Here is a 25959-nt window from a genome sequence, read left to right on the forward strand (position 1 = left end):
GCCGTGGCCCGGCTTAGACCGGGTCGAACGACGAGATCAGCCAGTGGCCGTTGTGCTTTTCGAGCCCGACCTTGACGCTGCTCATCGAGAAGGCGCCATCCGGGTTCGATTTGCTGACCGTCGTCTGGTTGAGGAAGACCAACACCTCGGCCGAGTCGGGGCTAATGCGCATGATGCCCTTACGCACCACCGCGGCCGAGGTTTGCACCTCCTTCTGCTTGGCCGCGGGAGTGACCACCTTTTGGGTGAAATCCGTGTAGTAGGACAGGAAATCACCGGTCAAATGGGACTTGGCGGAGGCAAAATCCTTGTCCAGGGTGTTCGGCGCGTAGCTGAGCACGGCCACCGCGCCGTCCGCGGCGGCCGCCAACGCCGCTTGCTCGGCGTCGGAGCCGAGCTGTCGATCCGGTTGGTACCGGGCGAAATACAGCCACGAGGCCACGCCGACCGACGCGATCAGCAGTACGGCGAGCACAATCGCGGCCCACCACGCCGGGGCAACCGCGCGGCCACGCCCGGCGCTGTCGCCGGTGGGCTCGACCGTTTCGGTGGTGGCGTCGTCGGCGTCCAGGTCCACCGCACGTTCGTCGGCGTCCGGCTCCTCGACAGCGGCGTCGGTGTTCTCCTCGGCGTCGCTCACGGGACGAACTCCACACTCGACATTTTCACCCGGTCCCCCTCCCGAACGACCTTCACCGCAAGCCGCCAGTTGCGCGGCTCGTCGACGGCACCACCGGAATTGCTGACCTTGGTGTTCGCGGCCACCAGCACCGTCGCGTCGTGGTCGGTCATCGAGTCGATGGCGGCGAAGGTTGCGGTGGCCTCGGTGACCGCCTTCGATTCCTTGGCCAGCTTGACGAAGTCGCCGGCCTGCTTCTCGAAGTCCTTCTTGAACTCGCCGGTGGAGTTGTCGAGGATGCGCTTGACGTCGTCGTCGACGGTGTTGAAGTTCAGCGACATCAACGTGACCACGCCTTGTCGCTCCGCCGCCATGTATTCGCCGGCCTGGCGCTGACGCTGCTGCACGCCGCGATCGTGCAGCACCATCAGCACGCTGGCCGCGATGAGCCCACCGACCGCCAGCACGGTCAGCGTCGCGGCCACCCAGCGCAGCGGCTTCCAGACCCGCCGGAGCCGCCCGGAGCGGTCGGCCTCGTCGGCCGCCGCCGCGGCGTCGTCGGGTTCGCTGGGCTCCGGCTCAGCGGGTGCTTCGGGCTCCTCGGGTGCCTCGTCCTCGGCCGGCGGGGTCGCCTCGGTCGGCTCTTCGGCGCGGCCGTGCTGCAACCGCAGCACCTCTGCGCGCGCACGGGCCGCCGCCGCGGTGGCCTCGGCGGCTTCCGCCTCGGCCAGCGCCAGCGCTAATGCATCGGAGTTGGTCGCGGCCTCGGCCGCGACGGTGGTGTCCGCATCGTTGTCGGTGGCTTCCGACGTCGCGGAGTTACGCGACGGCATACCGCCTCCTGTCCTTGGCTGCTGCCTGCACAAGGCCACTCACGCTAGCACCGGGGGTCGTCGTCCTCATCGAGCCAGCTCACCAGGTACGCAGCGAGCACAGCACACCCTTGGTGCCGGCGTCGGTGCTGACCACGACGTCATCGACGCGGAGTTCGCAGACGAACCCCGGCGCCTGCAACTCCGGTTGGTGGGCGGGTTTCTGGGCGACCACCAGCGCCCAGTCCTCGGGGTCGGCCAGCGTCGTCTCGAATATCCACGGGCGGTTCGGCCCGACGTCGGCGTCGGCGCGCGGGCTGTAGAGGTACGGGTTGTGGCTGTATTCGCCGAAGTTCGGCGGCTGCACTTCCCGGTAGTAGATGACGGCCTTGGTGGGTTGCGTGGCGCTGAGGGTGTAGCGGACCCGGTGCTGCGGCGGGTCGGCTACCGCCGGCATCGCGGCCACCAGCGCGCCCGAGGCGACCACGCCGAACGCGGTGACCAGCACCGCGCCGCGCGTTACCACCGCTTTCACCGCAACCTCCACGGATACCCACCACGAGATTCACATTCTCGTGCTGGGAGAATAGCATCCCCGGTTAACCGGATGAAGAGGTCGACGGCGCCGAACCCGCCACCGGGCGGGCGGTCGGTGGGAAGGAGCTGACAGCTGCTATGCAGCTGCTTAGCATGGCGGAGGTGCACAGGGTGGCGATGATGCGGGACGGCGGGCATGGCCCACTCAGTTAAGGCGCCCCGCCGCATTGGCGCACCCGACGCGAAGAATCGCACCCTGCTGCTCGACGCGGCCGAGCAGTTGATGTTGGAAGAGGGCTACGCGGCCGTCAGCTCCCGTCGGGTGGCGGAAAAGGCCGGTCTCAAGCACCAACTGGTCCACTACTACTTCCGCACCATGGACGATCTCTTCTTGGCGGCGTTTCGTCGCCGCGGCGATCAAGGCCTCGAAGAGCAGGCTCGGGCATTGAAATCGACGCAGCCCCTGTGGGCGTTGTGGCGGTTCAGCACCGACCCGGCGGGGACGGCATTGACCACCCAGTTCATTGCGCTCGCCCACCATCGCAAGGAGCTGAAAGCCGAAATCGCGCGTTACGCCGAGCAATTGAGGGCCGAGCAGTGCCAGGCGGTCGCGGACATCATCGAGCGCTCCGACCTCGATACCGACGAATGCCCGGCGGTGGTGATGATGGTGCTGATGACCAGCGTGTCGCGGGTGCTGGTGATGGAGCAGGAGGCGCTCGGCATGACCGCGGGGCACGCCGAAACGGTCGCGTTCGTCGAGCACTGGCTGCGTCGGCTCGAGGGTGAACCGCAATCAAGCTAAGGGGTCGGTCCCGCGGACCGCGACAAGGAGACGTCATGCCCGACGATGCCGGCAGCCCGGACGGGGACGCGAGTGGGTCGGTGACCCAGGATCCGGAGCCGGTGGATACGCCACCGGTCGCGCAGGATGCCGGCGAAGACTCTGACGCCGAACCGGAAGTCGTTGCGGCCGAAGAGGAACCCGCCGCGCCGACGCGGGCACGCGGGCGGGTGCGGCCGGCCCTCGTTGCCGGCCTGATCGGGGTAGTGGCGTTGGGCGGACTGGTCGGTTGGCTCGGTTTCCGCACCTACCAGTCCCGCAGCGCCCAGGCCGACGCCGCCCTGTTCCTCGAGGGGGGCCGGCAGGGTGCGGTGGATCTGACCACGGTCGACTACACGCACGCCGACGCCGACGTGCAACGGATCCTGGCCGCGACGACCGGCACCTTCCACGACAATTTCGCGAAGCGGTCGCCGATTTACCTCGCTGCGGTGAAAGACGCGCAGTCGAAATCGGTGGGCACCGTGTCGGCGGCCGGGCTGGAATCCCGCAGCGGCGACGAAGCGCAGGTCGTGGTGGCGGTGACGGTGACCGCGTCGAGCGCCGCGGTGCCCGAGCAGCCACCGCAGGCCTGGCGGATGCGGCTCACGGTGCAGAAGGTGGGCGACGCGACGAAGGTCGCGAAGGTGGAGTTCGTGCAATGAGCAAAGGACGACACCGCAAGGCCGGCAAGGACAACGGCGCCGAACCGCCCCTCGCGGAACCGGCCACCGAGCCGGCGGTGGCCGTGGACGAGCCGCCCGCCGAGGATGATCGGGACCCCGAGCACACGCCTGAGACGCCGGGCACCGAATCGGTGCAGCAGACCGAAACCGCCCCGGCCGCACGGCGGGTCGACTGGTCACGGCTGGTGGACTACGGCGTGCTGCCCGGTCTGGCTCTGGTGCTCGCGCTGGCGGCGGGCCTGCTCAAGGGGCTGGACTCGTCGGCCCGCGATGCCGCCGACACCCGCGTCGAATCCGTCCAGGTGGCCAGGGACGCCGCGACCGCCATGTTGTCGTATCAGCCGGACACGGTGGACCAGGACCTAGGGGCGGCGGGGGACCGCTTGACCGGCGGCTTCCGTGATTCGTTTGCACGGTTCACCCGTGACGTGATCATCCCGCGCGCGAAACAACAGCGGGTCTCGGCCAAGGCGCAGGTCTCGGCGGCGGGGTCGGTGTCGGCGACCGCGGACCGCGCCGTGGTGGTGCTGTTCGTCGACCAGATCGTCACCGTCGGGGAGGCCGCACCCACCAAAACCCCCTCGAGGTATCGGGTGACCCTCGACCAGGTCGGCGGCCGCTGGCTGATCTCCGCATTCGACCCGATCTGAGCGCCGCGACGCCCCGCGGATACACCGCCACCCCGGCCCGGACCGGGCCAGCCCGTTGCGACATCCGCCAAAAGAGAATAACCTTCTCCTGAACTGAAAAGGAGAATCTCATGGGCCAGCTTTCGCATCGGGTCGACATATCGTTTCCGCTGTTCGATGCGGACAACCACCTCTATGAGCCGCCGGAGGCGCTGACCAAGTACCTGCCCAAGGAGTACCAAGACGTCATCCAGTACGTGGAGGTCAACGGGCGCACCAAGATCGCCGTCCGCGGGCAGATCAGCAACTACATCCCCAACCCGACGTTCTCGGTGGTCGCCAAGCCGGGCGCGTGGGAGGAGTACTTCAAGTTCGGCAACCCCGACGGCAAGAGCAAGCGGGAGCTGTTCGGCGAGCCGATGAAGGCGATCCCGGCGTTCTTCGAGCCCGGCCCGCGGCTGGAGCTGATGGACGAACTGGGCGTGGACCGCTCGCTGATGTTCCCGACGCTGGCCAGCCTGATCGAGGAGCGGCTGCGCGACGACCCGGTCGCCATCCACGTCCTGATCCACTCGCTGAACCAGTGGCTGGACGAGGTCTGGGGCTTTAACTACAAGAACCGCATCTTCACCACGCCGGTGATCACCTTGCCGATCGTGGAGAAGGCCATCGAGGAGCTGGAGTGGTGCGTCAAGCGCGGCGCCCGCGCCATCCTGATCCGCCCGGCGCCGGTGCCCGGGTTCCGCGGCCCGCGGTCGTTCGCGCTGCCCGAGTTCGACCCGTTCTGGGAGAAGTGCGTCGAGTACGACGTGTTCATCGGGATGCACTCGTCGGACAGCGGCTACTCGCGCTACACCTCCGAGTGGGACGGCGCCGCCCAGGAGATGCTGCCGTTCCAGACCAACGCCATGTCGATCCTCAACGAGTGGCGCCCGATCCAGGATGCGGTGGCCTCCTGGGTCATCCACGGCGCCCTGTTCCGGCACCCCAAGCTCAAGGTGGGCATCGTCGAGGCCGGATCGAAGTGGATGTTCCCGCTGCTGGACTCCATGGCCGAGGTGTACAAGAAGGCGCCGGAAGCCTTCCTGGGCAACCCGATCGAGGAGATCAAGAACCGCATCTACGTCAGCCCGTTCTACGAGGAGGGCATCGACGACCTGATCGGCCTGATCGGGGTGGACCAGGTGCTCTACGGCTCCGACTGGCCGCACCCGGAGGGCCTGGCCGAGCCGACGCACTACGTGACGGCGCTGGAGCACCTGCCGGTCGAGGATCAGGCCAAGATCATGGGCGGCAACCTGGGTCGCCTCGTCACCGTCTAAGGTGCCCCGCTGGCAGACCATCCCCGAGATGGTCTTGAGTGTCGGCGACCGCTTCGGGGACGCCGAAGCGGTCGTCGACGGCCCACTGCGGCTGAGCTTCACCGAACTCGCCGACAAGGTGCGGTGCGCCGCAGGGGCGTTCGCCGCGGCCGGGGTGGACAAGGGTGACCGGGTCGCGATCTGGGCGCCCAACTCCGCCGAATGGATCATCGCCGCGTTCGGTGTGCTGACCGCCGGCGGGGTGCTGGTCCCGGTCAACACGCGGTTCAAGCAGACCGAGGCCGACGACGTGATCCGCCGCAGCGGCGCCAAGCTGGTGCTGGTCGAGAAGGGCTTTCTGGGGCTGGATTTCACCGCCCCCGCCGGGGTTCCGGTGATCGACCTGAAATCGGATTTCCTGTCCAGCGGTGCGCCGCTAGTACGCGCGGTGGGCGGCACCGATATCGCCGACATCATCTTCACCTCGGGGACCACCGGGCGGCCCAAGGGCGTGATGATGAACCATCGGCAAAACCTGCGCGGCTACGCCGACTGGTGCGACCTGGCCGACCTGCGTGAAGGCGACCGCTACCTGATCGTCAACCCGTTCTTCCACACCTTCGGCTACAAGGCCGGCGCCATCGCGTCCTGCATCCGCGGCGCCACCATGTTGCCGGTGCGGGTGTTCGACGTCGACGCGGTGGCCGAACTCATTGCGGCCGAACGGATCAGCATGCTGCCCGGGCCGCCGACGCTGTATCACTCGCTGCTGGCGGCCCGCGGGCAGCACGACCTGTCCTCGTTGCGGGCGGCGGTCACCGGATCCGCCGACATCCCGGTGGAACTGGTCCGCCGGATCCGCAACGAGCTGCCGTTTCAGTCCATCATGACCGGCTACGGACTCACCGAGGCCGGCACGGTGACCGCGTCCCGGCGCGGCGACTCGTTCGAAGACATCGCCACCACGGTCGGCACGCCGTGCGACGATGTGCAGGTGCGCATTGCCGACGACGGTGAGCTGCTCGTCCGCGGCTACAACGTGATGCAGGGCTATCTCGACGATCCGGTGGCCACCGCCGAGGCGATCGACGACGGCGGGTGGCTGCACACCGGCGATATCGGCACCATGGACGCGGCCGGCCGGGTGCGCATCGTCGGGCGCAAGAAGGACATGTTCATCGTCGGCGGCTTCAACGCCTACCCCGCGGAGATCGAGGGATTCCTGCTCGAACACCCGGCCGTCGCGCAGGCGGCGGTGATCGGGGTGCCCGACGAGCGGCTCGGCCAGGTGGGCAAGGCCTTCGTGGTCCCCAAAGCGCCGGTCTCCGAAGCGGACCTGATCTCCTGGAGCCGCGACCGGATGGCCGGGTTCAAGGTGCCGCGGCTGGTGCAGTTCGTCGACCAGCTACCGCTGAACGCCACCGGCAAGGTGGACAAGGGGCAACTGCGGTGAATCCCGCCGAGGCGTTCAGTCATTCCCTGCTGATCGCCTCGGATTACCGGGTGCCCGACCCCAGCCGGGTGTGGCCGCTGCTGCAGCGGCGCAAGGCGGCATTGGCCGACATCGGCGCGCATCACGTCGGCGTGTACACCTCGACGCGGGACCCGGGCCGGGTGCTGGTGACCATCGGCGTGCACAACCGCGAACCCATCGTGGACCTGCTGCGCTCCCGGATCTTCTTCGACTGGTTCGACGCGGTCGGCGTGCACGATATCCCCGCCGTGTTCGCCGGGGAGAAGGCCGCGAAATTCGGCCTGGCCGCCTCGTCGGCCGCGCCGGACATCGTGTTGGCCGCGATCGCCGCCGTGGACGACGTGCCGGCTTTGGTCGCGGCGGTCCGACGCGACCTGGCCGAGTTCCGGGCGGCGGGCATTCGGAATATGTGGATATTTCAGGCCTTTGACGACGAGCACGAGGTGTTGGTGCTGCACGAGCTCGCCGACGATCACAGCGCCCGGGCCTGGATCGAGCATCCGGCCCCGGCCGCGGTGTGGATGCACCGGGCCGGCCGCGGGGCCTACCCGCCGCTGTTCGTCGGCAAGTTCGCGCACATGATGCGCATCGAGGCCTGAGCGGCTCGCCGTCGTCCGCGAGCGTGCACAAACTGCCAGGTTGACGCGCCGAAGCCTGGCATTTTGCGCACGTTCGCGGCGGGTGGGCCCACCCGCGGACGGTGGACCCGGGTCAGTCCACCGGGGTGAACTTCAGGTGCAGTTCGGTGAGGCCGCGCAGGATGTAGGTGGGCTCGTAGCTGTAAGCCCGGTTATCGGCGGGGCCGTGCTTGTCCTCATTGATCCGGATGTCGGCCATCCGGTCCAGCATCCGGTTGATGCTGACCTTGCCCTCCACCCGGGCCAGCGGGGCGCCCGGACAGGAGTGCACGCCGCGGGCGAACGCGATGTGCTCGCGGACGTTTTTGCGGTCCAGGCGGAACTCGTGCGGGTTCTCGAACCGGCGCGGATCCCGGTTGACCGCGCCGGGCAGCACCATCACCACGGTGCCCGCGGGCAGGTCCACCCCGCCCAGGCTGGTGGACTTGACCACCAGCCGGGAGTCGCTTTTGACCGGGCTTTCCATCCGCAGCGACTCCTCGATGAAGATCGGGATCAGGCTGCGGTCCTCGCGCAGCTTGTCCTGCACGTCGGGCCGGTCGCCGAGCACCTGCAGGGCCGCCGAGAGCAGTTTGGCCGTGGTCTCCTGGCCGGCGGCGAACAGGAAGGTCGCCGAGCGGACCACGTCGATCACCTCGGGCGTGGACTCGTCGGGGTATTTCGCCGTCGCCAACGCGGTCAGCACGTCATCGCGGGGATCGCGGCGCCGGTCCTCGATGTAGGCGCAGAACTTGTCGTCGAGCCACTCCAACGGGTTGATCGCGACGGTCTCGTGGTCCAACGCCCCGACCCGGGCCCCCGGACGGTCGGCGCCCAGCACGGTGCGGAACTGGCTGTGGTCGTCCGGCGGGACACCGAGCAGGTCGGCGATCACCAGCGTCGCAAACGGTTTGGAGTATTCGGCGATGAACTCGCACCCGCCGTTGGCGAGGAACTCGTCGAGTTGCTGGTCGGCGAGCCGCCACATGAACTCTTCGTTCTCCTTCAACCGGGCCGGTGTCAGGAGCCGGCTCAGCAGCGAGCGGGCCTTGGTGTGATCGGGCGGGTCCATGGTGACCATGTGCTCGAACATCGGGAATTGGCTGCGGTGCGCCTCGATCTGGGCGCTGATGTCGTCGCCCTGCGGTTCGAACGGCAGCGGCGGGAACGGGCCGCCGAGCGCGACACAGTTGGAGAATGTCTCGGCGTCCCGGTAGATCGCGGCGGCCTCCTCGTAGCCGGTGACCGCGACCACCCCGTAATGCGGCAACTGCAGCACCGGGCTCTTGGCGCGCAGGTGATCGAAGTAGGGATGCGGGTCGGGCACCAGCGAGGGATCGGTAAAGAAGTCAATCGTGTCGAAATCGCTCATGCATGTCTCCCAACGCCTAGGTGTGACCGGCCCGTCCCGTCCCGTAACTGCTGGGCACTTGCTTAGCATGGTGCCGTCAGCACGGTCAAGATCACATGCTGTGGAAACAGCATTATCGCAGGCTAGTTATGGTTTTCTCGACCGCTTCGGGGCTGTCGCGGGCTGTAGTTGCCCTTCGATGATAACGGCATTCTCGCCGGTGTCGTAGGCCGAGTTGCGCGGTGGTGTGGGGCGCGCCCGATCAGCCGGGGAGGAGCGGGCCGACCGGGGCGGTGGTGGTGGCGTGCACCAGCAGTTCGGCGAGTTCGCGCGGGCGGCTCAGGAACGGGGAGTGCGAGGTGTCGATGCTGAGCGGTTCGACGCCGAGGCGGTGCGCGACGGTGTCGGCCAGCCAGCGCGGCATCGCCTGGTCCTGCAGGCAGACGATGAAGCTGCGGGGCAGCTCGGCGGCCCAAAAGTTGGGGACCGACACCGGGGCCACCGTCGTCTCGCCGAAGCGTTCCGGCCCCAGCCGCTCATAGGCCCAGCGGGCGGTCGCCTCGTCGCAGTCGTGGTAGAAGTAGCGCCACGCACCTTCGAACTCGGCAAAGGTCATCGCCCCGTCATCGGCGAAATGCAGGTATCCCAGCATGTGTCCGACGTCGCCGTCGATGGCGCCGTCCTCGGCGTTGGTCATCGTCATGGCCTCGGTGTAGCTGCGGCCCTCGCGGGGCAGTGCGGCGGCCAGATAGATGACGTGGCGTACCCGTTCGGGGGCGACGTCGACCCCGAGGGTGGCGTCGAACCCGCCGCCGGAATGGCCGACGACGACGTCGCCGTCGTGGATCACCTCGGCGACGGCCGCCCGCCGGTTGGCCAGCGTGGACTCCTCGTCGACCCGGGTGCCGTGGCCGGGCAGGTCGACGGCGACCGCGTCGTGGCCGAGGTCGCGCAGCTCGTCGATGGTGCGGCTCCAGCACCACGATGCGTGAAAACCGCCATGCACCAGGACAAATCGCATCCGCGACTCCTCAGTTCGTTGCCGGCTCGGCGCCAGGACCCGACCGTAACAGACTTTCTACGTCTGTAGAAGAGATTTGGCGCGGACGGTACCGGCCGGGGGCTACCGCTCGGCGCGGCGCTGGCCGGCCGCGATGCCGGAGACCAGGGCGTGGAGAAGCTCGGCGAGCTCGGCCGCGGATTGCAGGGTGGGGTCCCCGAAGGCCAGCCGGACCATCACCCCGTTGATGAAGGTCGTGACCGCGTAGGCCTGCTTCTCGATGAGCACCGGATCGGCAGGTGGCGCGCTGTCGGCCGCCAGCGCCTGCTCGCTGAGGTCGACGAAGCCGCGGACGGCCCGCTCGAAGGCGCCGGCCAGCGCGCGATCCCGATTCGCCTGCAGCGCCAACTCGTAGCGGGCCCGGGACCGGTTGAGGGCGCTGCCGCTGGACGACCGAATCACCAGTTCGGCCAGCAGCGTCAACGTGGACACCGGCGGGTCGGCGGCGGACGCGTCGCGGGTGATCGACTCGAACTCGGCCTTGTCGAGGTCCGCGACCCGGTCGGCGATCCCGCGCAGCAACGCCGAGCGGGTCGGGAAATACGAGGAGGTGGTGCCGTCGGGCAGCCCGGCGCGACGCTCGACCATGCGATGGGTCAGTCCGCGGGATCCGTGTTCGGCCAGCACGTCGATGGCGGCGTCGCACAGTTGCCGGCGCCGCTCGTCGGCGTCGGGCTTTCGTTTCACGGCCGGTCGGCCTTGGGCGGGGCCATGGAGTCGGCCAGCTCACCCAACAGCACCGGCACATCCAGCCGCGGCACCACCGCCTCGACCAGCACCAGCTTGTCCGGGTGCTGGGCGGCCGCGGTAAACGCCTCGTCGAGTTGGCCGTAGGTCTGCGCCCGAAACATCAGGTAGTTGGTCACCCCCAGCGCGGCGGGGATCTCCCGCCAGTTCCAGGCCACGATGTCGTTGTAGTAGGCCGTCGGGCCGTGAATGGCGCGTTCGACGGTGTAGCCGTCGTTGTTGACCACGACGATCACCGGCGTCAGCCCTTCTCGGGAAAAGCCGCCCAACTCCTGCACGGTCAGCTGGGCGGCGCCGTCGCCGATCAGCAACACCGGTCGACGATCCGGATGCGCCAGACCGGCCCCCAGCGCCGCCGGCAGCGTGTAACCGATTGACGCCCACAGCGGTTGGCCGATGAAGGTCACCCCGCTAGGCAGCCGGTGGGCGGCCAGCCCGTAAAAGGAGGTGCCCTGATCGGCCAGGACCACATTGCCCGGCGTCAACGCGTCGGCCAGCCTGTTCCACAACATCTCCTGGGTCAGCGGCTGGTCGGGCCCCGGGTCGCGCGGACGCACGTCGGTGCCGGTCGACGCGACCGGGGGAGAGGCGATACCCCGCCTGGTCAGGATGCCGGTCAGCGCCTGCAGCGCCGCGTCCAACTCCAGCGGCGCGAAAACCTCCCCGGCGACCGTACTTTGGTGCGCACCCACGTCGATGGTGCGCGCCGGATCGATGCGCTGGGTGAAAAAGCCGCTGACCATGTCGGTGAACATCACCCCGGCGGTCAGCAGCACCGGCGCCTCTTCGATGCCGCGGCGCACCGGCGCGGCGCTGGCCGCGCCGGCGTAGATGCCCAAGAAGTTCGGCGAGCTCTCGTCGACCAGGCTCTTGCCCCACATCAAGGTGGCGTGCGGCACCATATCGGCGGCCAGCAGCGCCTCCAGTTGCGGGACCGCGTCCAGGCGATGGACCAGGAAGTCGGCGAGCACCGTCAACTGGTGATCGCCGATGAGTTGGGTTGCCGCCTCGGTGAATAGCGCCAGGGCGCGCGGGCTGGTGCCCCCGGTGTAGCGGGGCAGCGGCGCCCGCGGCGGCTCGGCCGGGAACCGGGCCACGTCGGTGGCCAGCAGCAGATACCCCGGACGTTTGCACTCCCGCACCTCGCAGAGCACCCGGTCGATCTCCCGGGTCGCGGTCGCCGGCGCAAGATTGGCTTGCGCGCAGGTGATTTCCCGGCTCATCCGCAGAAAATGCTCGAATTCTCCGTCGCCGAGCGAATGGTGCAACGGCCGGCGGGCGACCTGCGCGTCTTTGGCCGGCCCGCCGACGATGTGCACCACCGGCACGTATTCGGCGTAGGCGCCGGCGATCGCGTTGGCCGCCGACAGCTCACCCACCCCGAACGTGGTGACCAGCGCCGACATTCCCCGCAGCCGCCCGTACCCGTCGGCGGCGTAGCCAGCGTTGAGTTCGTTGGCGGCGCCGACCCAGCGCAGCCGCGGATGGGCGAGGACGTGGTCGAGGAACTCCAGGTTGTAGTCGCCGGGGACGCCGAAGATTTCCGCGACGCCGAGTTCGGCGAGCCGGTCCAGCAGGTAGTCGCCGACGGTGTAGGCGGGATCGAGGGTAGCCACGACGCCGACGCTACCGGCGGCCGCCGCTCCGGTGCAGCGCAAATACCTGCGGTCACGACCCCGCCTGGCTATCGTGCCTGCCATGGCAGTGAAGGATTCCCGCGAAGTGGTCATCGAAGCCAGCCCGGAGGAGATCCTCGACGTCATCGCCGACGTCGAGGCCACCCCGACCTGGTCGCCGCAGTACCAGCGCGCCGAGATACTCGACACCTACGACAACGGCCGGCCCCGCCGGGTGAAGATGACGATCAAGGCCGCCGGCCTCACCGATGAGCAGGTGGTCGAATACACCTGGGCGCCCGACAGTGTGAGTTGGACGCTGGAGTCGGCCGGGCAGTTGAAGGCCCAGGACGCCAAGTACACGCTGACCCCGCAGGGTGACAAAACCAAGGTCCGGTTCGACATGGACGTCGACCCGTCGGTGCCGATCCCGGGGTTCCTGCTCAAACGCACCATGAAGGGTGGGATGGAGACCGCCACCGACGGGCTGCGCAAACAGGTGCTCAAGGTCAAGAAGGGCTGACCGGTGATCGCCAAACCGCGTCGACAACCCCCACCGGGTTACTAGCCTTGGGGGATAGTGGCCGTACGAGCATCGCGCGAAATTGTCATCGACGCGCCGCCGGAAGTGATCCTGGAGGCGCTGGCCGACATCCCTTCTGCGCCGTCATGGTCCTCGGTGCACAAGCGCGCCGAAGTCCTCGACCGCTATCCCGACGGCCGCCCGCACCACGTAAAGGTGACCGTCAAGGTGATCGGCATCGTCGATCAAGAAGTGCTGGAATACCACTGGGGGCCGGACTGGGTGGTGTGGGATGCCGATAAAACCTTCCACCAACACGGCCAACACGCCGAATACACGCTGCGGCCCGAGGGGCCCGACAAAACCCGGGTGTGCTTCGCGATCACCCTGGAACCGTCGGCGCCGCTGCCGGAGTTTTTGATCAACCGGGGCCGCAAGAAGGTGCTCAACGCCGCGACCGAGGGGCTGCGCCGACGGGTGATGGCCGCCCAGGGCGCCGAACGACGGGGCTGGTGATGGCGGTCCGTGCGTCGCGCGAAATCGTCATCGACGCGCCCCCGGACGCGATCCTGGAGGCGCTGGCCGACGTGGGGGCGCTGACGTCGTGGTCGGCGGTGCACAAGCGGATCGAAGTGCTCGACTGTTACGCCGACGGCCGCCCACACCACGTGCAGGCCACCATCAAGGTCCTGGGGCTGGTCGACAAAGAAATCCTCGAATACCACTGGGGCCCGGACTGGGTGGTCTGGGACGCCGAGGCGACGTTCCAGCAGCGCGGACAGCACGTCGAGTACAACCTGACGCCCGAGGGCGTCGACAAGACCCGGGTGCGGTTCGATATCACCGTCGAACCGGCGGGACCGATCCCGGCGTTCCTGGTCAAACGGGCCAGCAGGATCGTGCTGGAGACCGCGACCAAGGGGCTGCGCGAACGGGTTATGGGCACCGCCAGCGCCGGTCGGCAGCCCTAACCCAACGGGCCCGTCTCAGCCTTGGTCGCCGATGAGCCGTTCGAGCAACCCGGCGATGTGCTGTTGGCCGGCGGCGGTGGCGTCGAGCTTGCCGCGAATTTCGACGAACCCGTTGTCGACATGTGTTTGCAGGTCGGTCAGGTCCTCGCGCAGCGCGTTGAAGCTCGCAGTGGTGGCTTGGCGGAAATCGCGGAGTTCGCTGTGGAACGACGGCATTGGGTGCGAGCCTACCGCGGTTGGCCCGTGACCGGCCGCCAGTTATTCACACCCCGCCCCCGCCCAGCGCGCCCAGCCGGGTGATCGCCTCGTCGAGGGTGTCGTCGCGTTTGCAGAACGTGAACCGCACCAAGTGATTCCACACGTCGGCGTGCGCGGCGTGCGGGTCGCAGAACGCCGACATCGGGATGGCCGCCACCCCCACCCGGTGCGGCAGCTGCGCGCAAAACGTGGTGCTGTCGGCGTAGCCCAGCGGTCGCGGATCGGCGCACAGGAAGTAGGTGCCGAAGCTGTCGTGCACCCCGAACCCGATCCGGGTCAGCGCCGCCGCCAACCGGTCGCGGCGGGCCTGCAGCGACGTCCGCAGCGCCGCGACCCAGGCGTCCTCGGTGTTCAACGCGTGCGCCACCGCCGGCTGAAACGGCGCCCCGCCGACGTAACTGAGGTACTGCTTGGCCGCCCGCACCCCGGCGAGCAGATCGGCGGGCCCGCACGCCCAGCCGATCTTCCAGCCGGTGCAGTTGAACATCTTGGCGGCGCTGGAGATGGTGACGGTGCGCTCGGCCATCCCAGCGAACCCGGCCAGCGGGCGGTGCCGGTGGCCGTCATAGACCAGGTGCTCATAGACCTCGTCGGTGATGACCAGCAGGTCGGCGTCGACCGCGATCCGCGCGATCGCCGCCAACTCGGCCTCGGTCAACACCATCCCGGTCGGGTTGTGCGGGGAGTTGACGATCAGCGCCGCGGTGCGCGGGGTCACCGCGGCGCGCAGCGCGTCGACGTCGAGGGCGAAACCGCGCCCGTCGGGCACCAGCGGCACCGTCACCCGGTGCGCGCCGGCCATCGCGACCACCGGGGAGTAGGAGTCGTAGAACGGCTCGATCAGCACCACCTCGGCGCCGGGTTCGACCAGCCCGAGCACCGCCGCCGCGATGGCCTCGGTGGCCCCCACCGTGACCAGCACCTCGCTGTCCGGGTCGTAGTCGATGCCGTAGTGCCGGTGGCGCTGCGCGGCGATCGCCTCCCGCAACGCCGGGATGCCGATGCCGGGCGGGTACTGGTTGACGCCGTCGGCGATGGCGTCCTGGGCGGCGCGCAGCATGGCCGGGGGCCCGTCCTCGTCGGGAAAGCCCTGCCCCAGGTTCACCGCGCCGATCCGCGCGGCCAGCGCCGACATTTCGGCGAACACCGTGGTGGCATAGGGCCGCAGTCGGGACACCGTCATGGCTGTTGAGGGTATCCCCACACCGCCCAACCAACAGGTTGATCGGCGCCCCTGTTAGGGTGGCCGACACGGGACTACTCTCCCAGCAGACGGACCCGCCAACCATCGAAGAGGAACGAGCCATGTCCGAAGAAGCCTTCATCTACGAGGCCATCCGCACCCCGCGCGGCAAGCAGAAAAACGGATCGCTGAACGAGATCAAGCCGGTCAGCCTGGCCGTCGGTCTGGTCGACGAGCTGCGTACCCGCTACCCCGATCTGGACGTCAACCAGATCAGCGACGCCGTGTTCGGCGTGGTGTCGCCGGTCGGCGACCAGGGCGGTGACATCGCCCGCACCGCGATGCTGGCCGCCGGTATGCCCGAAACCACCGGCGGCGTGCAGCTCAACCGGTTCTGCGCGTCGGGCCTGGAGGCCATCAACACCGCCGCCGCCAAGGTGCGCGCCGGGTTCGACGACCTGGTGCTCGCCGGCGGTGTGGAGTCGATGAGCCGGGTGCCGATGGGCTCCGACGGCGGCGCCTGGGCTTCCGACCCCAACACCAACTACGAGATCGGCTTCGTGCCGCAGGGCATCGGCGCCGACCTGATCGCCACCATCGAGGGCTTCTCCCGCGACGATGTCGACGCCTACGCGCTGCGCAGCCAGCAGCTGGCCGCCGCGGCCTGGTCGGGCGGCTACTTCGCCAAGTCGGTGGTCCCGGTGCGCGACCAGAACGGCCTGATCGTCCTCGACCACGACGAGCACATGCGCCCCGACACCACCCTGGAGGGCCTGGGCAAGCTCAAGACCGCGTTCGACGGGGTCGGCGCGATGGGCGGCTTCGACGACGTGGCGCTGCAGAAGTACCACTATGTCGAGAAGATCAACCACGTCCACACCGGCGGCAACAGCTCCGGCATCGTCGACGGCGCCGCCCTGGTGCTGGTCGGTAGCGAGAAAGCCGGCAAGGAGCAGGGGCTGACCCCGCGGGCCCGCATCGTGGCGGCCGCCACCAGCGGTGCCGACCCGGTCATCATGCTGACCGGCCCGACCCCGGCCACCCGCCGGGTGCTGGAGCGCACCGGCCTGACCATCGACGACATGGACCTGGTCGAGATCAACGAGGCGTTCGCCTCGGTGGTGCTGAAGTTCCAGAAGGACCTCAACATCCCGGACGAGAAGCTCAACGTCAACGGCGGCGCGATCGCGATGGGCCACCCGCTGGGTGCCACCGGCGCCATGATCACCGGCACCATGGTCGACGAACTGGAGCGCCGGGGTGCCCGCCGCGCTCTGATCACACTCTGCATCGGCGGTGGCATGGGCGTCGCCACCATCATCGAGCGCGTCTGAGAGGGTTTGTAGAAAATGGCAGAGAACACCATCCAGTGGGACAAGGACGCTGACGGCATCGTCACGCTGACCTTGGACGACCCGACCGGGTCGGCCAACGTGATGAACGAGCACTACAGCGAGTCCATGCACAATGCGGTGGAACGCCTGGTGGCGGAGAAGGATTCGATCACCGGCGTGGTCATCACCTCGGCGAAGAAGACCTTCTTCGCCGGCGGTGACCTCAAGGCGATGATCAACGTCGGCCCGGAGAACGCCCAGCAGGCGTTCGACCAGGTGGAGAACATCAAAAAGGACCTGCGCGCCCTGGAAACCCTGGGCAAGCCGGTCGTCGCCGCCATCAACGGTGCCGCGCTCGGCGGTGGCCTGGAGATCGCGCTGGCCTGCCACCACCGGATCGCCGCGGACGCCAAGGGCAGCCAGCTCGGCCTGCCCGAGGTGACCCTGGGCCTGCTGCCCGGTGGCGGCGGCGTCACCCGCACGGTGCGCATGCTGGGCATCCAGAACGCGTTCATGAACGTGCTGGCGCAGGGCACCCGGTTCAAGCCGGCCAAGGCCAAGGAGATCGGCCTGGTCGACGAGGTGCTGCCGACCGTCGAGGAGCTGGTGCCGGCCGCCAAGGCGTGGATCAAGGCCAACCCGGACGCGCACACCCAGCCGTGGGATGTCAAGGGCTACAAGATGCCCGGCGGCACCCCGAGCACCCCGTCGCTGGCGGCGATCCTGCCGTCGTTCCCGGCCCTGCTGCGTAAGCAGCTCAAGGGCGCGCCGATGCCGGCGCCGCGGGCCATCCTGTCCGCCGCGGTCGAGGGCGCGGCGGTGGACTTCGACACCGCCACCCGCATCGAGAGCCGGTATTTCACCTCGCTGGTCACCGGCCATGTCGCCAAGAACATGATCCAGGCGTTCTTCTTTGACCTGCAGCACATCAACGGCGGCGGCAGCCGGCCCGACGGCATCGGGCAGACTCCGATCAAGAAGATCGGGGTGCTGGGTGCCGGGATGATGGGCGCCGGGATCGCCTACGTGTCGGCCAAGGCCGGCTTCGACGTGGTGCTCAAGGACGTCACCCTGGAGGCCGCGCAGAAGGGCAAGGGCTACTCGGAGAAGCTGGAAGCCAAGGCGCTGGAGCGTGGCCGCACCACCGAAGAGAAGTCGAAGGCGCTGCTGGACAGGATCACCCCGACCGGCGACGCGAACGACCTCAAGGGCGTCGACTTCGTGATCGAGGCGGTGTTCGAGAACCAGGACCTCAAGCACAAGGTGTTCCAGGAGATCGAGGACATCGTCGAGCCCAACGCGCTGCTGGGGTCGAACACCTCCACGCTGCCGATCACCGGTCTGGCGACCGGCGTGAAGCGCCAGGAGGACTTCATCGGGATCCACTTCTTCTCGCCGGTCGACAAGATGCCGCTGGTGGAGATCATCCGCGGAGAGAAGACCTCCGACGAGGCGCTGGCCCGGGTGTTCGACTACGTGCTGGCGATCAAGAAGACCCCGATCGTGGTCAACGACAGCCGCGGCTTCTACACCTCCCGCGTCATCGGCACCTTCATCAACGAGGCGCTGGCGATGCTCGGCGAGGGTGTGGAGCCGGCCAGCATCGAGCAGGCCGGTCTGCAGGCCGGCTACCCGGCCGCCCCGCTGCAGCTGTCCGACGAGCTCAACCTGGAGCTGATGCACAAGATCGCCGTCGCCACCCGCGAGGGCATCGAGGCCGCCGGCGGCACCTACGAGAAGCAGATGAACGAGGTCGTCGTCGAGAAGATGATCGAGCTCGGCCGCCCGTCGCGGCTCAAGGGCGCCGGCTTCTACGAGTACGTCGACGGCAAGCGCACCGGTCTGTGGCCGGGCCTGCGGGAGACGTTCAACTCCGGTTCGTCGACCCCGCCGCTGCAGGACATGATCGACCGGATGCTGTTCGCCGAGGCGCTGGAGACCCAGAAGTGCCTCGACGAGGGTGTGCTCACCTCGACCGCCGACGCCAACATCGGCGCGATCATGGGCATCGGGTTCCCGCCGTGGACCGGTGGTACCCACCAGTACATCGTCGGCTACCCCGGCGGCCAGGCGGCGTTCGTGGCCCGGGCCAAGGAGCTGGCCGCCAAGTACGGCGACCGGTTCAACCCGCCGGCGTCGCTGCTGTAACTGCCGGGCTCCCAGCGCGAGCAGACGCAAAAGCCCCCAAAACAACGTGGTTTTGGGGCTTTTGCGTCTGGCAGCTACTGGCGCTGCAACAGGTAGCTGCGCGCCTGGAAGCGGGCCGCGAACCTGCCCGCGAATCTGTTGTCGGGGGTCCACTGCGGTTCATCCGCCGCCGCCAGCAGCGCCCAGGCCGGCGTGAATCGGCGCTCGATCTCCGCCTGATCGGTTCCCGGCGGTCCGAAACCACCACCGGGTTTGAAGGCGATCATCAGCAGCCGGGCGTCCGGGGCGGCCGCCGCGCCGATCTCTTGAACGTACCGGTCACGATCACCGCTGCTCATACCGTGGAAGCAGCCGTTGTCCACGATCAGCTGGAACCCCGAGCCGACGCCGGCCTGGCGCAAATGGGTGACGTCGCCGTGAACGAAGTCGACCGTCGCATCGGCGGCGCGGGCCTTGGCGCGGGCCCGGTCGACCGCCTTCGGCGTGAAGTCGATCCCGGTGACGTGCCACCCAACTTGGGCCAGATAGATCGATGCGTCTCCGGTGCCGCAGCCGACGTCGAGCGCCGATCCGGGCGGCAGCGCGGGTGTCTCGGCGGTTCCCTCGACGAGTTGCCGCAGGCCCGCCGCCAGCGGATGACCGTCCCACGGGGTGAAGCCGATGGTGTAGAAGACCCGAAACAGAGCATGCCGTGAAGCCATGTCACCACGGTATTCCTTTGCCGGTGCTGGCGCTTCAGGCGATTTTCCGCTTCCCGCACCTCCCGGCACCTACCATGACCGGGGTGTGGGACCTCGGGCGCACCGCATCCCGGATGCTGGACCTGCTGCGGCGCGTCCTGAATTATCAGGTGAGCGTCGCGGCGCTGATCGAGGTGGCCCTGTGGCTCGCGGTTCCCTACATCACCGCGGGGCTGGTGTGGTTGTTCTTCCACCCCGACGGCGTCCAGCGCATCCAGACCCAACTGGAGCAGCAGTTCCACGTCCCGGCCGGCAGCGACTATGAAGTGGCCCTGGGTGCGGCGACCTTGCTGTGGCCGGCGGTGCTATTGCTGCCCTCCGACGCGTGTGCCCGGTGAGGCAGGTCGGGGTCAGCCGGTGGCGGCGGAGGCCCCGGCGCGACGACCGGAGAACACGCAATCGGCGATGGACAGGCCGCTGACGTAGGACTCCGAGCAGACGCCGACGGCCGTGCGGCCCGCGCCGAACAGGCCCGGAATCGGGTCGCCGGCGGCGTTGAGGACCGCCCCGGTGTCCTCGGCGACCCGCACACCGCCGAGGGTGAGCATCGGCGTCGGACACAGCAGTTTCGGGCGCACGGAGATGTTCATCAGGGTGAACGGCCCCCGCTCGATGCGGCGGCAAAAGTGCGCCGGCTTGCCGACGGGATCCGTTGTCCCCGAGTCGATGGCGGCATTGTGCGCTTTGACGGTCGCCGCCAGGCCTTCGGGGTCGACGCCGGCCGCCCGGGCGACGTCCGCCAGGGTGGGCCCGTGCACCGCGTCGGCGAACATCAGGGCGGCGGCCTGCGCGCGCTGGAACCACAGTGTCTGGGTGAGCAGTTGACGTTTGGCCTGCGCCATCAGGTTCGCGTCGGCGAGGATCCAGCCCTTCCCGCCGTGGTTGGTGACCATCGCCCGCCCGAGGGCGGCACCGTAGCGACTTTCGTCGATGATCCGCTGCCCTTTGTCGTCGACCACGATCGAGGAGAGGAACGCGCTGGGCGGGGTGATGAAGCGCCACGCCGAGACGTTGTCCATGTGCGCGGTGACGGCTCCCATGTCCTGGGCCAGCGCGATACCGCTGCCGTCATCACCGCTGGTGCCCAGCGGCAGGCCGTGGACGAAATCCGGTGCGTGGCGTTCCCGCCAGTCCGTGTTGGCGATGAAGCCGCCGGCGCAGACGATGACCCCTTGGCGTGCCACGATCCGGACGGGCCGAGCGTAGCGGCGTTCGAGGGCGGCCAGCCGACGGTCCATCGCCTGGCGCAGCGGCGGGTAGTACACGCCCGGCTTGGTCGACAGCGCGGCCATCGCCGCGTAGGCGCGGCGGATGTGCCGCGGGGCGTGTTGCATGGTCCTCGCCTCGACCCCGGTCACCCGGCCGGACGAATCCTGCAGCAGCGCGGTGACTTTCGTGTGGGGCCGGAAGTCGACGCCGAGGGCGCGCGCCGAGCGGGCCAGCGGCGCATACAGTTGCTTGCCGGACGTGCCTTTTCCTTTGACCCGGTGGCCGCGCTGCACCGGCGGGGTGCGGGAGGAGAACGCGCCGGCGTTCTCGCTGCCGGAGTGATACAGGTAGTAGCGGTTGTTCGGGAACGACGTCTTGTACGGGCACAGCGACGCGTCGAACGGCACCCCGTGCCGTTGCAGCCAGTCGATCATCTCCGGGCTGGTGCGGACGAACCGCTCCAGTGTCTGCGGGCTGACGGCGTCGCCGACCTCCAGCCGAAGGTAGGCCAGCATCTGGTCGACGGTGTCGGCCACCCCGGCCTGCCGCTGCACCGAAGTTCCGGCGCCGGCGTAGATGATTCCGCCGGAGATCGCGGTCGCACCACCGCCGTTGGCGCGATCCAGCGCGATGACCTCGGCGCCTTGTTCACGTGCCGTGATCGCCGCGGAGGTGCCCGCCGCGCCGAAGCCGACGACCACGACGTCGGTCGTCGCGGTGCTGACCTCCGATGTCGCCCGAATCACGCCTGCCCCTTCGCTGTGCTGAACTATCCGGCCAATATAACAGGCTCTAGTCCCAGGATTAGCGGGTCTGATCAGGTCTGTAAGACGTCTCGGTGACGAAAACAGAAACGCGTTCCACTTGTGCCCGTGGGTCGGGAATTCAGGATCGGCGCGCTAATACGTAGTGGTGCATGGGGTGGTCGCCGTTGCTGGGCCGGTAGTCCGGCTCGGCCCCCGCCGACACCAGCTGCCAGTCCGGGGTGAACCGCCGCTCGATCTCGGCCTGGTCGATGCCGCGCACCCCCAACGACCCACCCGGAATGAACGCGATGATCAGCAGCCGCGCGTCGGGGGCGGTCACCGCGGTGACCTCGCGGACGTAGGCGTCGCGGTCGGCGTCGTTCATGCCGTGGAGGCACCCGCTGTCCACGACCAGGGTGAAACCGCTGCCCACCCCCGCCGAGCTGAGCCGGGTGACGTCGACGTTGGCGAAGGTGACGGCGACACCGTTGGCGGCGGCCTTGACGCGGGCCTGGTCCAGCGCTTTGGGCACGAAGTCCACCCCGGTCACCTGCCAGCCCTGCTGGGCCAGGTAGACGGTGTTGTCCCCGGTGCCGCAACCGAGGTCCACCGCGGTGCCGGGTGGCAGCGGCGGTGACCCGTTGCCCTCGATCAGGTCGCGCAGGCCGCGGGCCAGCGGGTGACCGTCCCACGGCGTGAAACCCAGCCGGTACATGGCCTTGAACAGCAGGTGTTTGGCACCCATACGCCGAGGCTAGCCCAGAATGCCGACCTCGACGGCGCCGCGCGGCTGTTAACGTTTTTGTCGACCACGTGCTTGGCGGAAGGACACCCGTGAGCTACCCACCATCGGGCTACCCGCCGCCGGGCGGGTATGGAGAGCAACCCTCCGGGGCCTACTACCCGGCGCCGCAATCCGGTGCGCCGGGGTATTGGCAAGCCCCGCCGCAGGGTTCGGGATGGTCGGGCTACGGCGAGGCGCCGCCCCAATTCGGCGGCCCACCGCCGGGCGGCAACAACAACGGGAAGTGGATCCTGTTCACCGTCGCCGCCGTGGTCGTCGTCGCCTTGGTCGTCGGCGGGCTGCTGTGGGGACTCAACAATAAGTCGACCCACACCACCGCGCAGACCACCACCAGCCACCGGCCGACCTCCACCACCCGGCCGACCTCGACCACCAGCACCACCACCACGGCCACCAGCACCAGCCAGGCGGCGTCGGCGCCGGCTGACTGCAACGGCATCCCGCGGCAGCCGGGACCGCAAACCCCGGCCGGCTGGCAGCCGGTGGTCGGCCCCCGCCACCTGGCCTACGACGTGCCGCCCGAGTGGAAGGTGTTGAGCTGCACCACCTTGGTGGGCTGGGAGAAGCCGTGCCCGGACGGCCCGTTCGGCTACTGTCCGATCCGCACCATGAGCGGTGCCGCCGAATTGGCGGGCGCGGAATGCCCGAAGGACAGCCGCGCGCTTACCGGGGAGCCCGGCAACGGCAGCGTCAGCGACATCAACCAGTCGGTGCGCTCGGAAGCGCAGCTGGTGAAGGACATTTACACCTCCCGAAGCGGGCACGTGCCCACGGTGTCGCTGGGCCAGCCGCGGCAATTGACGGTCGGTGGGGCGCCGGCCGTGCAGCTGGTCGCCACCGTGACCGATATCGAGTCCGATCTGTGTACCGGATCGTCGGCGCTGCACAGCATGGTCGCCACGACGGTGCCCGGTCAGGACGGCACGGTGTTGTTCGTGATCTCGCTGCAGCAGGGTTATCCGGGCGCACCCGATCCCGGCCTGATCGATCAGCTGGTCGCCACGCTGCGCCGGGTCTAACGCCGAGGGCGCACATGGGCGTTCAAATTGCGTCTATGGTCGTGGTTTTCGCAAAATCGCGACCGTAGACGCAATCTCAACACGCGGGTGGGGGACTGCAAGCGATCTAGATCGCCGGGCCCAGCAGGTCGTCGGCGTCGCGGATGATGTAGCCGTAGCCCTGCTCGGCTAGGAACCGTTGCCGGTGCGCGGCGTATTCGGCGTCCTGGCTGTCGCGGGCCACCACCGAATAGAAGATGGCGCCGCCGCCGTCGGCCTTGGGCCGCAGCAGCCGGCCCAGCCGCTGCGCCTCCTCCTGGCGGGACCCGAAGGTGCCGGAAACCTGCACCGCCACCGAGGCTTCCGGCAAGTCGATGGAGAAGTTGGCCACCTTGGACACCACCAGGGTGGACACCTCGCCGCGGCGAAACGCATCGAACAGCGCCTCGCGTTCGGCGGTCTTGGTCGAGCCCTGGATCACCGGGGCGTCCAGCAACTCGCCCAGCTCGTCGAGCTGATCCAGGTAGGCGCCGATCACCAATGTCGGCTCACCGGGGTGCCGGGCCAGGATCGAACGGACCACCGCGACCTTGGAATGCACGGTCGAGCACAGCCGGTAGCGTTCCTCCGGCTCGGCGGTGGCATAGGCTATCCGCTCGCTGTCGGTCATCGTCACCCGCACCTCGACGCATTCGGCCGGCGCGATCCAGCCTTGGGCCTCGATGTCCTTCCACGGCGCGTCGTAGCGTTTGGGCCCGATCAGGGAGAACACGTCACCTTCGCGGCCGTCCTCACGGATCAAGGTGGCCGTCAGGCCCAGCCGGCGCCGCGACTGCAGGTCGGCGGTCATCCGGAACACCGGCGCCGGCAGCAGGTGCACCTCGTCGTAGATGATCAGCCCCCAGTCGCGGCTGTCGAACAGCTCCAGGTGCCGGTATTCGCCCTTGGTGCGCCGGGTGATCACCTGATAGGTGGCGATGGTGACCGGGCGGATCTCCTTGCGCTCGCCGGAGTACTCGCCGATCTCCTCCTCGGTCAGCGACGTGCGGGCCACCAGCTCGCGTTTCCACTGCCGCCCGGCCACGGTGTTGGTGACCAGGATCAGCGTGGTCGCCCCGGCCTTGGCCATCGCCGCCGCGCCCACCAGCGTCTTGCCCGCCCCGCAGGGCAGCACCACCACCCCGGAGCCACCGGACCAGAACGAGTCGGCCGCCATCTCCTGGTAGTCGCGCAGGGCCCAGCCGTCCTGGTGCAGGCTGATCGGGTGCGCCTCCCCATCGACGTAGCCGGCCAGATCCTCGGCCGGCCAGCCGATCTTGAGCAGCATCTGCTTGACCCGGCCCCGCTCGCTGGGATGCACGACGACGGTGTCGTCGTCGATGCGGGCCCCCAGCATCGGGGTGATCTTCTTGTTGCGCAGCACCTCTTCGAGCACCGCACGGTCCAGGCTGACCAGGGTCAGGCCGTGCGCCGGGTTCTTCACCAGCTGCAGCCGCCCGTACCGGGCCATGGTGTCGACGATGTCGACCAGCAGCGGCTGCGGCACCGCGTAGCGCGAAAAGCTGACCAGCGCGTCGACCACCTGCTCGGCGTCGTGGCCGGCGGCGCGGGCGTTCCACAACGCCAGCGGGGTGATCCGGTAGGTGTGCACGTGCTCGGGGGCGCGCTCCAGCTCGGCGAACGGCGCGATGGCCGCACGCGCCGCGCCGGCCAGCTCGTGGTCCACCTCGAGCAGCACCGTCTTGTCGGACTGCACGATCAACGGTCCGTCAGTCATGCTGCCCATTATCCGGAGTCCGCCGCTCCTCCTCATCGCTGCGCTCTGCATCGTCGGCGGCGCAGGTCACGTCCGCCGCTCCTCCTCGTCGCTGCGCTCTGCATCGTCGGCGGCGGCCACCGCGGTGATGCGGTGAATGGCGAAATCGCGCATCCGCCCCGACGCCGAGTCGAACGCCACCAGCTGGCCGCCGGACACGGTGAGCGGGGACACCACCCGTTGGGTGGCCACCCCGGCCGGGTCCAGGTAGCTGATCACCACCGGCTGATCGTGGCGCACCGCCCGCTGCAACAGCGACATGGTGACCGCCGGGTCGACGCGCATGTTCGCGAACGGCGCCGCGGTGACCTTGCGCAGCACCGCGACGACGGCGGCCAGGGTTTCGCTGGTGGGGCGGGTCGTCGGGGGATGCGCCCGACGTTGCTGCGGGGTGGGCACCCGGGCGCCGCGCGGCCGCAAATCGACGATGGCGCCGGAGGCGTCCTCGGCGGCCGGGGCGAACCCGGCGTCGCGCAACGCCGCCAGCAGATCGGAAATCGGCGCCTGCGACACCGCCACCGTCGGCGCCAGCACCCGCAGCCCCAACTGTTCGGCCGCCGGCACGGCCACCGCCTGGGCCAGCAGCGTCGGGTCCTCGCAGCGCACGAACGCGGCCGCCATCCCGATCCGCAGCTGCCCGTGGCGGCGCGCCACATCATCGATCAGATAGGTAAGGCCCTGGGGCACCGGTGTTTTGGAGTGCTTCTCAAAAAACGCGCGCAGCCCGCCGCCGGTGCGGCCGATGTCCAGGGCGTGCCGGATGCTCTGTTCGCTGACCCGGTAGACCATCGCCGCCCCGGCCGATTCGACGGTAGCGACGGTGGCCAACTCGTCGGCGAGCTCGCGTTCCAGCGGCCCGGGCACCACGACGGTCAAATCGGCTTGGACCAGGAAGTGGTCGATCGGTTTGGGCAACGCACGGGTCATCGCGTCGACGACGGCGGCGGCCTCCGCAC

Annotated in this window: 27 protein-coding genes; 13 read left to right on the forward strand and 14 right to left on the reverse strand. The window is 68.8% G+C overall.

From position 1 onward, the window contains the following. Positions 1-13: 13 nt before the first annotated feature. The 3 genes from BKN37_RS02335 to BKN37_RS02345 form a co-directional block, all read right to left on the reverse strand. On the reverse strand, positions 14-640 hold the full coding sequence (locus tag BKN37_RS02335) for a twin-arginine translocation pathway signal (RefSeq protein WP_071020754.1): 627 nt from the start codon (positions 638-640) through the stop codon (positions 14-16). Then, positions 637-1452, reverse strand: coding sequence for a hypothetical protein (locus BKN37_RS02340; protein ID WP_071020757.1), 816 nt, complete (start codon positions 1450-1452; stop codon positions 637-639). Before BKN37_RS02340 ends, BKN37_RS02335 begins: the two co-directional genes overlap by 4 nt. 79 nt (positions 1453-1531) lie before the next feature. Then, entirely contained in the window at positions 1532-1888 is a 357-nt protein-coding gene (locus tag BKN37_RS02345) for a hypothetical protein (protein WP_242657052.1), read from the reverse strand. A 276-nt stretch (positions 1889-2164) separates the two neighbouring features. Here BKN37_RS02345 and BKN37_RS02350 point away from each other — a divergent pair, with 276 nt between their 5' ends. The 6 genes from BKN37_RS02350 (at position 2165) to BKN37_RS02375 (ending at position 7480) form a co-directional block, all read left to right on the forward strand. Then, positions 2165-2773 carry a TetR/AcrR family transcriptional regulator gene (locus BKN37_RS02350; protein WP_071020762.1) on the forward strand — a complete coding sequence of 203 codons (609 nt, stop codon included), beginning with the start codon at positions 2165-2167 and terminating at the stop codon, positions 2771-2773. 35 nt (positions 2774-2808) lie between these two features. Beyond that, positions 2809-3456: a hypothetical protein gene (locus tag BKN37_RS02355; RefSeq protein ID WP_071020773.1), complete on the forward strand. Its 648-nt coding sequence runs from the start codon at positions 2809-2811 to the stop codon at positions 3454-3456. Next, positions 3453-4127 (forward strand): hypothetical protein, encoded by a 675-nt coding sequence (locus BKN37_RS02360; protein WP_242657050.1) that lies wholly within the window; start codon positions 3453-3455, stop codon positions 4125-4127. Before BKN37_RS02355 ends, BKN37_RS02360 begins: the two co-directional genes overlap by 4 nt. A gap of 110 nt (positions 4128-4237) precedes the next feature. Beyond that, the gene (locus BKN37_RS02365) at positions 4238-5428 is read left to right on the forward strand and encodes an amidohydrolase family protein (protein ID WP_071020778.1); all 1191 of its coding nucleotides are present in this window, start codon (positions 4238-4240) and stop codon (positions 5426-5428) included. 28 nt (positions 5429-5456) lie between these two features. After that, a complete protein-coding gene (locus tag BKN37_RS02370; RefSeq protein WP_071020870.1) occupies positions 5457-6860 on the forward strand; it encodes a FadD3 family acyl-CoA ligase in 1404 nt (467 codons plus the stop codon). After that, positions 6857-7480, forward strand: coding sequence for a fatty-acid--CoA ligase (locus BKN37_RS02375; protein WP_071020781.1), 624 nt, complete (start codon positions 6857-6859; stop codon positions 7478-7480). Before BKN37_RS02370 ends, BKN37_RS02375 begins: the two co-directional genes overlap by 4 nt. Positions 7481-7592: 112 nt before the next feature. On the opposite strand, the gene BKN37_RS02380 is transcribed toward BKN37_RS02375, so the two are convergent. The 4 genes from BKN37_RS02380 to BKN37_RS02395 all read right to left on the reverse strand — a co-directional run bounded on the left by BKN37_RS02380 (position 7593) and on the right by BKN37_RS02395 (position 12272). Next, a complete protein-coding gene (locus tag BKN37_RS02380; RefSeq protein ID WP_071020785.1) occupies positions 7593-8870 on the reverse strand; it encodes a cytochrome P450 in 1278 nt (425 codons plus the stop codon). Positions 8871-9111: 241 nt separating this feature from the next. After that, positions 9112-9870 (reverse strand): alpha/beta fold hydrolase, encoded by a 759-nt coding sequence (locus BKN37_RS02385; RefSeq protein ID WP_071020790.1) that lies wholly within the window; start codon positions 9868-9870, stop codon positions 9112-9114. A gap of 102 nt (positions 9871-9972) precedes the next feature. Further along, a complete protein-coding gene (locus BKN37_RS02390) occupies positions 9973-10596 on the reverse strand; it encodes a TetR/AcrR family transcriptional regulator (protein ID WP_071020795.1) in 624 nt (207 codons plus the stop codon). Beyond that, the gene (locus BKN37_RS02395; protein WP_071020798.1) at positions 10593-12272 is read right to left on the reverse strand and encodes an alpha-keto acid decarboxylase family protein; all 1680 of its coding nucleotides are present in this window, start codon (positions 12270-12272) and stop codon (positions 10593-10595) included. The genes BKN37_RS02390 and BKN37_RS02395 overlap by 4 nt, the downstream gene beginning before the upstream one ends. 82 nt (positions 12273-12354) lie before the next feature. Between BKN37_RS02395 and BKN37_RS02400 the strand changes: the two genes are divergently transcribed. Genes BKN37_RS02400 through BKN37_RS02410 form a run of 3 tightly spaced genes read left to right on the forward strand, consistent with a single transcriptional unit; the run spans position 12355 to position 13766 of the window. Continuing rightward, on the forward strand, positions 12355-12795 hold the full coding sequence (locus tag BKN37_RS02400) for an SRPBCC family protein (protein WP_071020802.1): 441 nt from the start codon (positions 12355-12357) through the stop codon (positions 12793-12795). 57 nt (positions 12796-12852) lie between these two features. Next, positions 12853-13311: an SRPBCC family protein gene (locus BKN37_RS02405; protein ID WP_071020806.1), complete on the forward strand. Its 459-nt coding sequence runs from the start codon at positions 12853-12855 to the stop codon at positions 13309-13311. After that, a complete protein-coding gene (locus tag BKN37_RS02410) occupies positions 13311-13766 on the forward strand; it encodes an SRPBCC family protein (RefSeq protein ID WP_071020810.1) in 456 nt (151 codons plus the stop codon). The genes BKN37_RS02405 and BKN37_RS02410 overlap by 1 nt, the downstream gene beginning before the upstream one ends. Before the next feature lie 15 nt (positions 13767-13781). On the opposite strand, the gene BKN37_RS02415 is transcribed toward BKN37_RS02410, so the two are convergent. Then, positions 13782-13982, reverse strand: coding sequence for a hypothetical protein (locus BKN37_RS02415; RefSeq protein WP_071020815.1), 201 nt, complete (start codon positions 13980-13982; stop codon positions 13782-13784). A gap of 46 nt (positions 13983-14028) precedes the next feature. Further along, complete coding sequence (locus BKN37_RS02420; protein WP_071020819.1) at positions 14029-15207, reverse strand: pyridoxal phosphate-dependent aminotransferase; 1179 nt, start codon at positions 15205-15207, stop codon at positions 14029-14031. Between the two features lie 122 nt (positions 15208-15329). Between BKN37_RS02420 and BKN37_RS02425 the strand changes: the two genes are divergently transcribed. Both BKN37_RS02425 and BKN37_RS02430 read left to right on the forward strand, forming a co-directional pair. Beyond that, the gene (locus BKN37_RS02425; protein WP_071020822.1) at positions 15330-16541 is read left to right on the forward strand and encodes an acetyl-CoA C-acetyltransferase; all 1212 of its coding nucleotides are present in this window, start codon (positions 15330-15332) and stop codon (positions 16539-16541) included. Between the two features lie 15 nt (positions 16542-16556). After that, on the forward strand, positions 16557-18689 hold the full coding sequence (locus BKN37_RS02430; protein WP_071020825.1) for a 3-hydroxyacyl-CoA dehydrogenase NAD-binding domain-containing protein: 2133 nt from the start codon (positions 16557-16559) through the stop codon (positions 18687-18689). A gap of 74 nt (positions 18690-18763) precedes the next feature. On the opposite strand, the gene BKN37_RS02435 is transcribed toward BKN37_RS02430, so the two are convergent. Then, the gene (locus BKN37_RS02435; protein WP_071020828.1) at positions 18764-19390 is read right to left on the reverse strand and encodes a class I SAM-dependent methyltransferase; all 627 of its coding nucleotides are present in this window, start codon (positions 19388-19390) and stop codon (positions 18764-18766) included. A gap of 83 nt (positions 19391-19473) precedes the next feature. On the opposite strand from BKN37_RS02435, the gene BKN37_RS02440 reads away from it, so the two are divergent. Then, positions 19474-19767: a hypothetical protein gene (locus BKN37_RS02440; protein ID WP_423212754.1), complete on the forward strand. Its 294-nt coding sequence runs from the start codon at positions 19474-19476 to the stop codon at positions 19765-19767. 12 nt (positions 19768-19779) lie between these two features. On the opposite strand, the gene BKN37_RS02445 is transcribed toward BKN37_RS02440, so the two are convergent. After that, positions 19780-21384, reverse strand: coding sequence for an FAD-binding protein (locus BKN37_RS02445; protein WP_071020835.1), 1605 nt, complete (start codon positions 21382-21384; stop codon positions 19780-19782). A 139-nt stretch (positions 21385-21523) separates the two neighbouring features. After that, the gene (locus BKN37_RS02450; RefSeq protein ID WP_071020838.1) at positions 21524-22129 is read right to left on the reverse strand and encodes a class I SAM-dependent methyltransferase; all 606 of its coding nucleotides are present in this window, start codon (positions 22127-22129) and stop codon (positions 21524-21526) included. A gap of 89 nt (positions 22130-22218) precedes the next feature. Here BKN37_RS02450 and BKN37_RS29020 point away from each other — a divergent pair, with 89 nt between their 5' ends. Further along, complete coding sequence (locus BKN37_RS29020) at positions 22219-23208, forward strand: DUF8017 domain-containing protein (RefSeq protein WP_158260286.1); 990 nt, start codon at positions 22219-22221, stop codon at positions 23206-23208. Positions 23209-23314: 106 nt separating this feature from the next. On the opposite strand, the gene BKN37_RS02460 is transcribed toward BKN37_RS29020, so the two are convergent. Together BKN37_RS02460 and BKN37_RS02465 are read right to left on the reverse strand one after the other, a co-directional pair. Then, positions 23315-24964, reverse strand: coding sequence for a DNA repair helicase XPB (locus BKN37_RS02460; protein WP_071020873.1), 1650 nt, complete (start codon positions 24962-24964; stop codon positions 23315-23317). 66 nt (positions 24965-25030) lie between these two features. Beyond that, positions 25031-25959 (reverse strand): helicase-associated domain-containing protein (locus BKN37_RS02465; protein WP_207547200.1); only part of this gene is annotated, 929 nt, incomplete at its 5' end.

The sequence above is a fragment of the Mycobacterium talmoniae genome (assembly GCF_001854525.1).
Classification (GTDB): Bacteria; Actinomycetota; Actinomycetes; order Mycobacteriales; family Mycobacteriaceae; genus Mycobacterium; species Mycobacterium talmoniae.

Coding starts and splice junctions, on each gene's coding strand:
- BKN37_RS02430 (WP_071020825.1), top strand. CDS start 16,557: ATGGCAGAGAACACCATCCAGTGGGACAAGGACGCTGACGGCATCGTC.
- BKN37_RS02415 (WP_071020815.1), bottom strand. CDS start 13,982: ATGCCGTCGTTCCACAGCGAACTCCGCGATTTCCGCCAAGCCACCACT.
- BKN37_RS02435 (WP_071020828.1), bottom strand. CDS start 19,390: ATGGCTTCACGGCATGCTCTGTTTCGGGTCTTCTACACCATCGGCTTC.
- BKN37_RS02380 (WP_071020785.1), bottom strand. CDS start 8,870: ATGAGCGATTTCGACACGATTGACTTCTTTACCGATCCCTCGCTGGTG.
- BKN37_RS02345 (WP_242657052.1), bottom strand. CDS start 1,888: ATGCCGGCGGTAGCCGACCCGCCGCAGCACCGGGTCCGCTACACCCTC.
- BKN37_RS02450 (WP_071020838.1), bottom strand. CDS start 22,129: ATGGGTGCCAAACACCTGCTGTTCAAGGCCATGTACCGGCTGGGTTTC.
- BKN37_RS02385 (WP_071020790.1), bottom strand. CDS start 9,870: ATGCGATTTGTCCTGGTGCATGGCGGTTTTCACGCATCGTGGTGCTGG.
- BKN37_RS02370 (WP_071020870.1), top strand. CDS start 5,457: ATGGTCTTGAGTGTCGGCGACCGCTTCGGGGACGCCGAAGCGGTCGTC.
- BKN37_RS02360 (WP_242657050.1), top strand. CDS start 3,453: ATGAGCAAAGGACGACACCGCAAGGCCGGCAAGGACAACGGCGCCGAA.
- BKN37_RS02425 (WP_071020822.1), top strand. CDS start 15,330: ATGTCCGAAGAAGCCTTCATCTACGAGGCCATCCGCACCCCGCGCGGC.
- BKN37_RS02420 (WP_071020819.1), bottom strand. CDS start 15,207: ATGACGGTGTCCCGACTGCGGCCCTATGCCACCACGGTGTTCGCCGAA.
- BKN37_RS02365 (WP_071020778.1), top strand. CDS start 4,238: ATGGGCCAGCTTTCGCATCGGGTCGACATATCGTTTCCGCTGTTCGAT.
- BKN37_RS02340 (WP_071020757.1), bottom strand. CDS start 1,452: ATGCCGTCGCGTAACTCCGCGACGTCGGAAGCCACCGACAACGATGCG.
- BKN37_RS02350 (WP_071020762.1), top strand. CDS start 2,165: ATGGCCCACTCAGTTAAGGCGCCCCGCCGCATTGGCGCACCCGACGCG.
- BKN37_RS02355 (WP_071020773.1), top strand. CDS start 2,809: ATGCCCGACGATGCCGGCAGCCCGGACGGGGACGCGAGTGGGTCGGTG.
- BKN37_RS02410 (WP_071020810.1), top strand. CDS start 13,311: ATGGCGGTCCGTGCGTCGCGCGAAATCGTCATCGACGCGCCCCCGGAC.
- BKN37_RS02460 (WP_071020873.1), bottom strand. CDS start 24,964: ATGACTGACGGACCGTTGATCGTGCAGTCCGACAAGACGGTGCTGCTC.
- BKN37_RS02400 (WP_071020802.1), top strand. CDS start 12,355: ATGGCAGTGAAGGATTCCCGCGAAGTGGTCATCGAAGCCAGCCCGGAG.